We start from the raw sequence: 12,611 nt of genomic DNA, 5'->3' as shown, positions 1-12,611 counted from the left end.
GCACTCGATCATCGTAACCCAAAAAAATATAAATGATCTCTTTATATGTGCGCATACAAATGCACGACATAGCTATTCATTTAAGAAATTTCGGGAAGACGCATCTGATATTTGGGGAGAAACTTGTAAATATCGCATTTTTCATTTTAAGTAGGGGATTTGATTGTGAAAATAAAGAAAAATAGAATGATTGTTTGGGCTGTGTTGGTGCTTGCCTTGCTGGCGGTTGCCGGATTTTATGGATATCGACAATGGTATCGCCGCTTAAATGTAGAAGAGATTGAAGTATTCTTTGAGGCGTACAAGGATGTGGACTTGACGCAGGAACATGTGGATGAGATTAACAGCCTGTTTGATCAAATTGCAAATGGAAAGATAAAAAATGATTGGTGGACAGGAAGAATGCATATAGCTGACTTAAATGATAATCAGCAATATGGAGAACTTTTTAATATACATGTGCGTTATGAGTGGACAAGGAAATGGACCGGAAATGATTATAAGGTCTCTTTTTCCATTGATTATTCAAACTTGGATGAGGATGAACAGGTGTTTTTCGCAGAAGAGGGAATGAATGAGGTGGATGAACTGTTCCATGAGGAGGACACCGATAAGAAATGTGCGCGTGGCGTAACTTTGTGTGGATGTACTTATGGCATGTCTTATGATGCGATTGCAAAGATTGCGAATAAGCTGAAGGTATATGCGTATATCGAGGACCAAAATGGGCATGTCAGCAAGCGACAATTGACGGTTTGTGCAGATGATTACAAAGTTGGATATGAAGCTTATGAAGGTGAAACATATGAGTCGTTTCTAAGTTTGTTTAAACCAAATCCGTATGAATAGGTCTGCAGAATAGAAGGAAGTAATTATGAATCAAAATATTAGATTAGTGGATGTATCAAAATTATATGGGACATCAGGTGGTGGATTTCCGGCACTCAAACATGTCAATCTGACAATCCCAAAAGGAGAAATATGCGCCATAGTCGGTGCAAGCGGAGCCGGGAAAACGACATTGCTCAATGTCATGAGCTGCCTTACGGATGTGACCGAGGGCGAAATCTTTTTTGACGATACGGATATTACCAAAATGAATGGCAAAGAAGCGTCTGATTATCGATTACACAATATCGGCTTCGTATTTCAAAAGTATCAATTGATGCCGACTTTAAATATCCATGATAATATTTGTCTCCCGTATGTTTTGGCAAAAGAATCGGTGGATGAAGCGTATGTGACGCAGCTTGTTCAAAATCTGGGGATAGAATCAGAATTGGAAAAAATGCCGGATCAACTGTCCGGCGGACAGCAACAGCGAGTTGCCATTGCAAGAGCTTTGGCATTAAAACCGAGTGTGATTTTTGCAGATGAGCCAACCGGAAATCTGGATTCACAAAATGGATTCAAGACGATGGATTTGTTGATTTCGTGTGCAAAAGAACTGGGACATACTTTGGTTTTTGTGACACATAATGAGACACTTGCAGCAATGGCAGATCGCAAAATCGAGATTGTAGATGGGGAAATAGCGTGATTAAAAAAAGTTTTCGACCGAATCGTAAATATATGATTTGGGCAATGATAACAGCTTTCATAGCGACTCTTATTTTTATTGCATTTGGTGTAATTCTCGAATCTTATCGCAATAATCAACTGGATCAAAGCATTGATCTCTACGGTAGTTATCATTTTTGTTTCCATGGATTAACGGACGAACAAATCGATTATGTGAATCATCATGATGCGGTTGAGCAAACCGCGCTTGTGCGAAACATAGAAACAATTGGCAAAGATTATGTTTGTAATTGTATGTGTGTGAATGAGTCATTGTTTGATATCTCTGAATACCGGATGGTCGAGGGGAGATTTCCACAGGCTGCCAATGAGGTATTGGTGCCGAGGTGGTTTTTGGAACAACGAAGTCATTCTGAGAATCCTCAGGTTGGTGATGTCATTGAGATGATCGACCCGATCAGCGGTGAGAATGAACCGAAAGTAGTATCCGGAATTGTTTGCAGTGGGTATAGCAATATACGCTTAACAGCACACCATGGGACGAGCGTGTTTTTTAATGAGGATACCATACAATGGCCGGGGGAAGTGAATGTATTATATGTACGGCTCAAAGGGACAGATTTTAAAGAGGACATTGTAAGCAGTCTTGTACCGGGTTTTACATATGAATCTGAGACAATTACCTGCGACAGCAATGACGAAATTCTTTATCTGGAAGGAATCACCAAAGATGGAAAGCGCAATATGCTTCGCTATCTGGGGGGATATCTTGCAATTATGATTGTGACGGTATTGCTCAGCGCAATACTGATTCGCAATGTGCTGCGCGTCATGATGCAAAAAATGCATGGCATTTTTGAAATTTATTTTGTGCTCGGCGCAAATATGAGTGAAATCAATCGAACCTTTATCAAAGTGCTCTACACATATTGTTTTTGCGGAGAATTGCTTGGAATGTTGCTTGGCCTAACAATCGGCTTGGGCGCTTCCGGACTGCTTGGATTTACCTTATATGTTCCGGTTAAGATGATTGCAGTATCTTTGATTTTGGAAGCACTGTTCTTTTTTGTCATTTTACTTCGTGTAAAGGAATATAACCGAAATATCAGATTGACCGGAGCGCGTACCATCTTTCGCGGAAAACATTTTATGTTTGTGCGATTTGCGCTGCGCAATTTTATGACTTATCATCTCAAAAAAGTCGTGAATATTCTGGCGATTGCAGGTTGTGTTGTGCTTTTGTTTGTGGTGAGTCTGGTGGTAAAGGACCAGACGAAGCAACAGGATAATAATGACTCATATGATTACTACTTGCAGATGGATCTTTATGGTGTTGTGGACGCATCCACCTATCCGGCTGAATATGAGAATCTGTTAAGCAAATGGAAGAACGTGCGCGATTATTGCATTTCAAAGGGGCATATCCCATATTATGATGCCTTTTTCGTAGATCATTATGATATTACGAAACAGAACATGTCCAAAGAGTTGCAACATACCTATGCGCGAACTGCGCAAGGCGCTGCAGCGCTCGCGCGTACCAATGCATCCTTTCAATGCAAACTGGCGATTATGGCAATTGGTCCGGAGGCAGTCGCTGAGATGGGAATGGATCCGCTGCCGGAGCATGGAGCGATTCTGTTGAATCGCATTACGGGGAAGCACAATATGGAAGGCAGCCTTTCCGGTATGGAGGGCGCCGTCATCAAAAAAGAAGCATTGCGTACGGAGGGAGAACCGGATGAATTCGGAAATCCTAATTATATCGATGTGGAATTTCAAATCTGTAATCTTGCAGACAATATTCCGGTTTATCCGATGCTGGAAGAAGATACCCTATGCCTTTTGATCGATATTAATGAGTATCTGTATCTGTACGGGCATGATTATGCATCATCATTTTATCTGAAACATCTGACAGAGGAAGAAGTAAATGAAATACAGGGGATGCTTACGGATCAGACACATATCCGATTGTTGAACCAGCATGAAGTTTTGGATGATATCACGCATGTTCATCGATTGATGTGGTATGGAATGATGACCATGTTTATTTTGGGAATTCTATTCGTATACAGCAATATGCAATTGCAAAACATCTATGAATTTGATTCCCGCAAAAATGAATTTGCACTGCTCAATGCCATGGGTATTTCTCCGAAAATGCTACAAAGATTAAAGTCGCTGGAAACTGCTTTTGCAATCCTGTTTGGATGGCTGTTGGGATTGTTATTATGTCAATGTCTGAATTTTGTTTTGTATCACTATGTGATTGTGGAGGATGAATGGATCCGATTGGAAGTGATATGGCAAAGCGCAGTTTTGATTGGTGCTGTTTCGATCATCATTATGCTTGTGAGCGCAGTGAAAAACAAATCGTCAAAAATTGATTGGATTTTAAAAGAATTGTAAAGACAAAATAGGCGAAAAGTCATATAATAGTAGTACAGTGACCAAAAAGTTAGTGCTATGATTTTGTATGGGGCGGTTATATGAAAATTAGAGAACAGATTGCATTATGCAGCGGTGCGGACGAGTGGAACACGAAAGCGTTTCCCAAGGAGAACATCCCATCGTTTCGCATGAGTGACGGACCAAACGGCCTTCGTATTGACAAAAAGCCGGCGACTTGTTTCCCGACAGCAAGCATTGCAGCCTGCTGTTTTGACACAGATTTGATGGAGCGCTACGGGTATGAGCTTGCGCGAGAAGCGAAAGCAGAGAATGTCGGCCTGATTCTGGGGCCGGGAGTCAATATCAAGCGCAATCCTTTATGTGGGCGCAATTTTGAATATTTTTCTGAAGATCCGCTTGTCTCGGGATATCTGGGAGCGGCTGTGATCCGAGGAATACAGAGTACGGGAATCGGTTCCTGTCTGAAGCATTTCGCTTGTAATAATCAGGAGTATTATCGCATGACATCGGACAGTCTGATCGATGAGAGGACTTTGCGTGAAATCTATCTGCTCCCGTTTGAAGTAGCGGTTAAGGAAGGCCATCCGCGTGCGGTCATGGGGGCATATAATAAGCTGAACGGAACCTATTGCTGTTCCAACAAGTGGCTGTTGACAGATGTATTGCGTAAAGAATGGCACTACGAAGGCGCCGTAATTACTGATTGGACTGCAGTCGAGGATCGAACCGATGCATTTTTTGCAGGCTGTGATTTGGTGATGCCGGGTGGCAATGCTTATGGCGAGCGTGAGGTTCTGCGCAATATTGCAAACGGAACATTGCCGAGGGAAAAAGTGACCCGTTCGGCGCGGCGCGTTGCACGAATGGCGCGCAAAGCCCAAAAGGCTCTGATACAGGCGCATGTAGATTCGCGCAGCCAGCATGAAATTTCACACCAGACAGCTCAAAAAGTGGCAGAAGAAAGTATGGTTCTGCTGAAGAATGCACATCATATTTTGCCGCTTGACGGACTTGAAGAAGTTGTTTTTCTCGGGAAAATGGCCGAAGAGATTCGATATCAGGGCTCCGGAAGCAGTCGTGTGACTCCGACAAAGCTTGAACAGGTAACTAATCTTTATCCGCAGGTGCCATATGCGCCGGGATATGATGCAAACGGAGATACGGATGATGCGCTGATTGCGGAAGCGGTTGCATTGGCACAAAAAGCAAAAACAGTGATTCTGTTTGCAGGATTGCCGGATATCTATGAGTCGGAGGGATATGACCGTGCGAATATGAAGATGCCGGATGGGCATAATCGTCTGATCGAGGAAGTTGCGAAAGTTAACCAACGCGTCATTGTGGTGTTGGAATGCGGTTCGGCGGTGGAAGTCCCATGGGCTGATGATGTGGAGGGCATTCTCTATGCCGGGTTATCTGGGCAGGCTGGAGCAAAAGCAATCATGCGAATTCTGCTTGGAGAGGTGAATCCGTCCGGAAAACTTGCAGAGACCTGGCCGATGCATTATGAGGATGTGGTGACAGCCGGCTATTATGGAAAAGGTCATCGCAATGCACAATATCGTGAAGGAATCTATGTGGGATATCGCTATTATGAAACCGCGGGTGTCCCGGTGCGATTCCCATTTGGATATGGACTGTCATATACGACATTTGCCTATAGCAATCCGAGGCTTGACCGTATTTCAAAGACTTTGACCGTTACGGTGAAAAATACAGGAAAATGTGCGGGAAAAGAGACATTGTTCCTGTTTGTCAGTCATCTGTTCAAGGACTGCTACCGGCCAAAGCGTGTCCTGAAACATTTCGAAAAAGTGGATCTTGAAGCAGGAGAACGAATGGACGTTGTCATTCAGTTAGATGAACGTGATTTCGCTATCTGGGATCATGGATGGATTGTCGATGAAGGATACTATCTGTGTGAGGTGACGGGAAGCCCGCTTGAGACAGGAACCGTCTTGAAGATTGAGGCAGATCTGGATATGTTGGACCGTGTCAATGTAGGCAGCAAGTGGCAGGTACGCCAGCAGGCAGATGCCATGAGACCGACGCATGAGAGCAGAAACAGTGATGCTTTTTCGAAACTTGCAAACTGGTATCGCAATCCGGTCGGGGCTCCGTCCGAGCAGGATTTTTTGACTTTGTACAAACAATCGCTGCCGGATATAACGGCAAACGCTGCTTTTGATATCAATACCAATTTCGAGGATTTGCTGGAAGAATCCCGTGTATTTCGCAAATTGTTTGATGATTTCGAGCAGAAAATGGCGGATGAGTTGGGACGCGATTCGGCTGAATACAAGGGAATGGTTGCGATGGCAAAACAGAGCCCGCTTCGTGCCCTGCAGAATAATCAAAAGTGGAAACATCATCGTGCCCAGGCCTGTGCGGATCTGGCAAACCGAAAATATTTGTCGATGATCAGGCACTTCTTCTCATAATTCCATCAAACAAAATGACATAGAATCTGCCAAAAAAAGGAGCTGTAGATAACAGCTCCTTTTTTGACAGATTTGCGAAAATAAAAAAGCCAACAACCCCTGCGTTTCGCGTCGCAGAAGCCATCAGCTCTATAAACAATTTCTTCACTTGAAAGCAATCATACAGTATTTTGCGCCCGGATGCAAGGAATTTTTTAAAAAATTTAAAAAATAGGAACAATTTGCTATTACCAGAAGGAAAGTGCCTGCCCAAATTGTAACAAAACATAGCGTAATATGTGTAAAATCGCTATAATAGATAATTGTAGAGGAGAAAAAGAAAATTATGATTGGATCGACACAATTTACGAAGAAATTATTGCTGATTATGCTTGCAATTTTTGCGGCAGTCATTTTTTTTGATATTTTTGCATGGATTCGCTTTTCTCAAAAGCAGAACCTTTATGCGCAGGTGCAGGCTGAGGCGCAGAACGCCGGATTTGCAAAAGAATATTATGTCTGCGAAAGAAAGAATCCGATTGTGCTTGAGAATGTGGAATATTTACAATTCCATGCACATCGCGCCGACAGTGGAGAGGGCGAATATGACGCGGATTTCATTGTGCGTGCGGATGCGTCTTTTTCGGACAATGCCGGCGGGCAGGATGATAAATTGATTTTGTTTGGAAAAGATGTCAAAAACATCGGGGACTATACACAGATTGAGGTTTATCGTCTGGATGATTATCTGCAATACAGTGACAACGGATGGGGTGTCCGCGCACTGATCATTACCTTGCTGGTCGGATTCCTGGAAATGATGACGATGGTTTCGCTGATGATGTTTACGATGTGGAATCGGAGAAATCGCGCAAAATAATTAGTCGACCAAATCGCGATAAGCATGGTATAATCTTCTTATATAATACAAAAAGGGAATGGGTTTAAATGGATTTCAAAAAGCAAAAACAGGAGAAAATCGAATTTTTCTTGGATCAGGCAGAACAGTATGATTTTAGCAGAGAGCATGCGAAAGCCATGATTTATTACATTCGTGCGGGGCTGCTGGGGGATGAGCGCGCAATCCGCATTGTTTGCAATAATGTCAAGACGGGATACGGTCTGTCATACAATTACGATGAGTTTTTTCGCTGTATGAAAATCGGTGCGGAAAACTATCGAATTGCCGATGCGATGTATGAACTGGGCGTGTGCTACAGCAGCGGAATCGGCACCGAAAAGAATGAAGCCGAGGCCATGCATTGGTTTTCGGAGGGCGCAATGGCAGGAAGCAAAGCGGCAAAGCGTTCACTGCGTACATATAATTATGATTTAACTATCACGCAGTATGATGAATTGTCTCCGTTTGCAATGCTTGTTCGCACCTCGGTGTTCGTCAATGAGCAGGGATACAAGAACGAGTTTGATTTCATCGATGAAAATGCACATCATTTTGTAATCTTCGATGGCAAGAAACCCGTAGCGACAGCGCGTGTTTACTTTGATGCTTTGATGGAAACCTATTGCCTGGGGCGTATCGCGGTGCTGAAGGATTATCGCGGCCTGGGGCTTGGAGAGGACTTGATTGAGGCGGCGCAGAATTATGTAAAGGATCTGCACGGCCGAAACCTGGCATTGCATGCGCAGGTGAGCAAGATGTCTTTTTATGAACGCTTTGGCTATCAGGCCGAAGGAGAACAGGATGAGGATGAAGGCGTACCGCATGTTTGGATGTGGAAGCGCTTCGCGGAATAAGTGTTATGAAATTAGATATGCATTGTCACACAAAAGAAGGATCTCCGGATGCGAAAGTGGCAATCGGAGACTATATCGCCCGTTTGAAAGAGCAAGGCTTTGGCGGTATGCTTGTCACGGATCATGATTCATATGACGGATGGCGGCATTATATGCGCAACAGAAAGACCATGCCGGGGGATTTTGTGTGTCTGAAAGGAATCGAATATGATACCTCCAATGCAGGCCATATTATTGTCATCATGCCACATAATGTGCATCTGAAAATTCTGGAACATCGGGGTCTTCCGGTGGAGATATTGATTCATATTGTGCATAAGTATGGAGGTGTCCTCGGACCGGCACATCCATGCGGAGAGCCATTCTTGAGTATTTTTTCGACAGGAAAATACAAATATAATATTTCCATAGCATCAAAATTTGATTTTATCGAAGGATACAATTCTGGAGAGTCGATGGAGGTCAATCGTCGCGCTGTTGAAATCGGTCATCTTTATGAACTTCCGACAACCGGTGGCAGCGATGCACACAGAGAGGACAGCATTGGTCTGGCATATACAAAGATCGAGGAGCCAATCTGTAATGAGGATGATCTCATTGCATATATTCGTGCCAAAAAGCCGATGGAATGCGGTGGCGAAAAATATTACGGCACATTGAAGGAGCGTTTGGGCAGGCTGAACAAAGTGCTTGTCTGGAGCTTTTTCCCATATAACAAAATCGGGGCGCTGGCCCATTTTAAGGAGCGTAAAGGGGAATTGAAACATATCAGAGATGAGCTGTCTCGTGCGAGAAAAGAAAAGAACGACGCAGCTTTTGATTATATTGCAAAATTGACCATGCATGAGCAGGTACAAAAGATGGGAAACTTTATCCAGCATGGTCGGATTACCACTTTGGAGCACTGCAAACGCGTGACGGAAATGAGCGATCGGATCAGCCGCAGACTGCATATTCGCAATCTCGACCGGGAGGCAATGCTGCGCGGTGCGATGCTGCATGATTTTTATCTCTATGACTGGCATGATTATGATGAGGGGACACATCAATGGCATGGTTTTCATCATGCGGATCGCGCACTTGAGAACGCAAAAAAATATTTTAATATCAACCGGAAAGAGCAGGAAATCATATATTCCCATATGTGGCCGCTTAATCTGACGCGCGTACCGAAATCCAGGGAGGCCTGGATTGTCTGTCTGGCAGACAAAATTGTATCGACGAAGGAAACCTTATTTCAACGGAAATAAATGCAAATAGGGGGTAATAAAAAGTGACAAATCTAACGGCGGTCTATGTGGCCGACTTAATGGGTGTGATGTTATCCATAGTGGTTCTGTATGAGAATGCGTGGCGTTTTCGGGAGCAGACGGTCGAAAGCAAAATTTTGCTGACACTGACATATGTTTTGCTGATTGCATGTATCGCGGAATCACTGTCTTTTACGGTGGATGGAATGGCAGGAACATTTGCCAGAATCGCAGGGAAGGCAACCAATTCATGGCTGTTTTTCTCCGGCGTGCTGGTAGGCCCGCTTGGAATCGCGATGATTACCAGCCATATTCACTGTCAAATCAGTACCATTCACAAATATTTCATTCGTCTGATGGTAGTGGTGGGAACATTGGTATTGATTTTTAATCTGTTTGTGCCGGTGGTTTTCAAAATTGACAGTCACAATGTTTATTCAAGGCAGTCATTATACTGGCTGTATATCGCAATCATGTATGTCTTCCTGACGGACGGAGTGATTTGTTATCTGGTCAGCAAACGGCGGGGCGTTGTGGTTCGCTTCTTCCCGGTGACGGAATTTTTGCTCCCGCTTCTGGTGGGACTGGTGTTACAGACCGTATTCTATGGCGTGTCAACGATTTGGCCGTGCCTGACCATCTCTATGTGCGGGGTATGCTTTAGCCTACAGAATGAAAATGTCTTTCTGGACAAGCTGACAAGCTCTTATAATCGTCTGTTTCTTGACAATCTCAGCAACAGAAATGTGAAATTCCGGGAACGCAAGCTGACGGCGATGATGATGGACATGAACGGCTTTAAAGCCATCAATGATCAATTCGGTCATATTGAGGGAGATATGGCCTTGCGTGCGGTTGCAGAGATTCTTCGGGAGGTGGTCGGCGACAACGGAATGGTCATCCGCTATGCCGGTGATGAGTTTGTAGTACTGCTCAATACCAGAGATGAAGCGGTTGTCAAAGAATATATCAGTCACATTCATGAACAGCTTCGAATTTATAGTAAGAAATTAAATCGTGGCTATACATTGTCTGTGTCCATCGGATATAGTGAATTTGATCTGGATGAACAGACGGTGGAAGATATCATGAATATCGTAGATCAGCGTATGTACGAGGACAAAAAGGCATTTTATGCCAAGAGTGAAAACAATCGCAGAGAGTAATGCAATGATATGAATAAGTTCAAACGAAAACAAATGCGAACAATTGCGCTGATGTGCTGCGTGCTTGCAGTGAATCTGTCTGCGTGTCATGGGGCGCAAAGCAATACGGAAAGTGAGGTTCCTGAAGTGGTAATTCATACTCAGAATCTGCCTGCATCGACAGAGCTTGATGTGAGTGATTTTTCAGAGGGCGACTTGGATCGCATGTTTTACAGCAGAGTGATTGATGAAGAAATTTTTCGCAGAATCGACGGCAAATCCTATCGTAAGAATCATATGGTCACGATTGATGAGCTGCGTTATCTGCGTATGCTATATAAAGATATCAATGGCAAGACACATATCGGGGAGATGATTGTCAACCAGTCCATTGCAGCCGATGTGCTTGCGATCTTTCGGGAATTATATCGTCAGTCCTATCCGATTGAGCAGATGGTGCTTGTGGATGACTATGATGCCAATGATGAACGCTCGATGAGCGCAAATAATACATCTGCATTTAATTATCGTACAATCGAAAATACGGACATCTTATCCAATCATAGCAAGGGTCTGGCAGTGGATATCAATCCGCTTTACAATCCTTATATTTATCGCACCGCATCCGGTGTCGAGATTTGCTCGCCGGCGCTTGGCAAAAAGTATGCGGACCGCAGCAAATCCTTTGATTATAAGATTGATGAAAATGATCTGGCATACCGTTTGTTTACGGAACATGGTTTTACCTGGGGAGGCAATTGGGAGGACAGCAAGGACTATCAACACTTTGAAAAAGCAAATTGATTCTTTTATGAGGGAAAGGAGCATTTGGTATGAGTGGGCTTAGCAATCAGGAAATCTTATCGGCAACGGTACAACTAATCAATGCGCGTGCGACGGCAATTGCAAACGAGGAGATGGAATTGTATCTGAAAGAAAACCAAAATGCCTTGATTGACGGAGAGATTCGTGGTATTATCAATCAGCGTGTCAATTCGGAATTGATGCTTCGAATGAGCAATTTCAAGCCCGGAACGGAAACTGCAGATCAGGATGCCCTGACGGATCATTTTAACAGATGGTTTGCCGACGGGGAAGAAGAACATCTTCGCAACATGTGTCACTCCTGTATCGCGGAAGAATTAAAGAAGCGCACTCTCCCGGATGAAGAGAATCTCTCATTCACAGAGAAATTTCAAAGAGCCGTCAAAGAACGCGCAAAGTCCGGTAATACTGCAAATCTGATGAAGGACTTGTTTGAGTAGGCACGCGAAATCACAGCAAAGGGAGTAATATATGGACACATTACGCAAATCAATTGCCGCCGGAATCATGATTTCTATCGGCGCCTACGGCATACTTGTGATTGAAAACAACTATGCATCCGCCCTCTTATTCACACTGGGCCTACTGACTATCTGTAAATTAAAACTGAATTTATTTACCGGGAAGTGCGGTTTCGTACTCGAAAACAAGAAGTGGAGAGAGCTTTGGCTCATCTTGCTTGGCAACCTTGCTACCGGCTATCTGCTCGGCCTTGCCTACAGTACCATCTCTTCCGAATTGGTTGACGCCGCTGCCGCGAAGGTTTCTACCTGGAATTTCACGCCGGGCTTTTTCATCAAGTCGCTCCTCTGTGGCGTCCTGATGTATATTGCGGTTAAACTGTACCAATGTGGCACAATCCTTGGCATCATCATCGGTATCCCGCTCTTTATCCTCTGCGGATTCCAGCACTGTATCGCCAATGTGGTCTACATGGGAGTTGCACGAACAATCCATCCGTCACTTCTCATTGCCATTGTCGGCAACATGGCCGGCTCTTTACTCATCTGGTATTTCACCAGAGACCTAAGTATCACCGAATAATACCGAGCAGGTTCAGAAGAACCTGCTCTTTTTATGATATATGAAATTTCTCCGAAATTCCTCTATATCATAACTTCGACAAACTGTCTTTTCATCGCAAACACCTTGAAGTGTTTCAAATTGCTTTCCTGTGCTATATAGACCGGTACGGAACACTGTCCATTTGCTAAGTAAAACAACGAAGCCGCTTTTGAGTACTCGATACCGCCTCAGAGCGTCCATCCGGGACGCCATCG

The 12,611-nt window shown here is 43.9% G+C and carries 11 protein-coding genes; all 11 read left to right on the top strand.

Annotation, left to right across the window (positions count from 1 at the left end):
• Positions 1-165 precede the first annotated feature (165 nt).
• Positions 166-849, top strand: coding sequence for a hypothetical protein (locus CSX02_RS11105; RefSeq protein ID WP_143248185.1), 684 nt, complete (start codon positions 166-168; stop codon positions 847-849).
• Between the two features lie 25 nt (positions 850-874).
• Complete coding sequence (locus CSX02_RS11100) at positions 875-1,540, top strand: ABC transporter ATP-binding protein (RefSeq protein WP_099386725.1); 666 nt, start codon at positions 875-877, stop codon at positions 1,538-1,540.
• Complete coding sequence (locus tag CSX02_RS11095) at positions 1,537-3,933, top strand: ABC transporter permease family protein (RefSeq protein WP_099386724.1); 2,397 nt, start codon at positions 1,537-1,539, stop codon at positions 3,931-3,933. Before CSX02_RS11100 ends, CSX02_RS11095 begins: the two co-directional genes overlap by 4 nt.
• A gap of 80 nt (positions 3,934-4,013) precedes the next feature.
• Positions 4,014-6,377: a beta-glucosidase family protein gene (locus CSX02_RS11090; protein WP_099386723.1), complete on the top strand. Its 2,364-nt coding sequence runs from the start codon at positions 4,014-4,016 to the stop codon at positions 6,375-6,377.
• Between the two features lie 325 nt (positions 6,378-6,702).
• Positions 6,703-7,236 (top strand): hypothetical protein, encoded by a 534-nt coding sequence (locus tag CSX02_RS11085; protein WP_099386722.1) that lies wholly within the window; start codon positions 6,703-6,705, stop codon positions 7,234-7,236.
• Between the two features lie 68 nt (positions 7,237-7,304).
• A complete protein-coding gene (locus CSX02_RS13655; RefSeq protein WP_051637841.1) occupies positions 7,305-8,111 on the top strand; it encodes a GNAT family N-acetyltransferase in 807 nt (268 codons plus the stop codon).
• Between the two features lie 5 nt (positions 8,112-8,116).
• Positions 8,117-9,361 (top strand): PHP-associated domain-containing protein, encoded by a 1,245-nt coding sequence (locus CSX02_RS13950; RefSeq protein ID WP_242970479.1) that lies wholly within the window; start codon positions 8,117-8,119, stop codon positions 9,359-9,361.
• 23 nt (positions 9,362-9,384) lie between these two features.
• Positions 9,385-10,527 carry a GGDEF domain-containing protein gene (locus CSX02_RS11065; RefSeq protein WP_099386721.1) on the top strand — a complete coding sequence of 381 codons (1,143 nt, stop codon included), beginning with the start codon at positions 9,385-9,387 and terminating at the stop codon, positions 10,525-10,527.
• Positions 10,528-10,536: 9 nt separating this feature from the next.
• Positions 10,537-11,310 (top strand): M15 family metallopeptidase, encoded by a 774-nt coding sequence (locus CSX02_RS11060; protein WP_242970478.1) that lies wholly within the window; start codon positions 10,537-10,539, stop codon positions 11,308-11,310.
• 29 nt (positions 11,311-11,339) lie between these two features.
• Positions 11,340-11,771 carry a hypothetical protein gene (locus CSX02_RS11055; RefSeq protein WP_099386720.1) on the top strand — a complete coding sequence of 144 codons (432 nt, stop codon included), beginning with the start codon at positions 11,340-11,342 and terminating at the stop codon, positions 11,769-11,771.
• 31 nt (positions 11,772-11,802) lie between these two features.
• Positions 11,803-12,375 (top strand): formate/nitrite transporter family protein, encoded by a 573-nt coding sequence (locus tag CSX02_RS11050; protein WP_099386719.1) that lies wholly within the window; start codon positions 11,803-11,805, stop codon positions 12,373-12,375.
• The last annotated feature ends 236 nt before the right edge of the window (positions 12,376-12,611 follow it).

Source organism: Agathobacter ruminis, assembly GCF_002735305.1.
Taxonomy (GTDB): domain Bacteria; phylum Bacillota; class Clostridia; order Lachnospirales; family Lachnospiraceae; genus Roseburia; species Roseburia ruminis.
The sequence above is the reverse complement of the archived record's forward strand: the minus strand, read 5'-3'. Positions and strand labels throughout refer to the sequence as shown.

Bases quoted from the DNA above. Each gene is read 5' to 3' on its own strand.
- CSX02_RS11100 (WP_099386725.1), top strand. From the start codon at position 875: ATGAATCAAAATATTAGATTAGTGGATGTATCAAAATTATATGGGACA.
- CSX02_RS11085 (WP_099386722.1), top strand. From the start codon at position 6,703: ATGATTGGATCGACACAATTTACGAAGAAATTATTGCTGATTATGCTT.
- CSX02_RS13655 (WP_051637841.1), top strand. From the start codon at position 7,305: ATGGATTTCAAAAAGCAAAAACAGGAGAAAATCGAATTTTTCTTGGAT.
- CSX02_RS11050 (WP_099386719.1), top strand. From the start codon at position 11,803: ATGGACACATTACGCAAATCAATTGCCGCCGGAATCATGATTTCTATC.
- CSX02_RS11090 (WP_099386723.1), top strand. From the start codon at position 4,014: ATGAAAATTAGAGAACAGATTGCATTATGCAGCGGTGCGGACGAGTGG.
- CSX02_RS13950 (WP_242970479.1), top strand. From the start codon at position 8,117: ATGAAATTAGATATGCATTGTCACACAAAAGAAGGATCTCCGGATGCG.
- CSX02_RS11055 (WP_099386720.1), top strand. From the start codon at position 11,340: ATGAGTGGGCTTAGCAATCAGGAAATCTTATCGGCAACGGTACAACTA.
- CSX02_RS11060 (WP_242970478.1), top strand. From the start codon at position 10,537: ATGAATAAGTTCAAACGAAAACAAATGCGAACAATTGCGCTGATGTGC.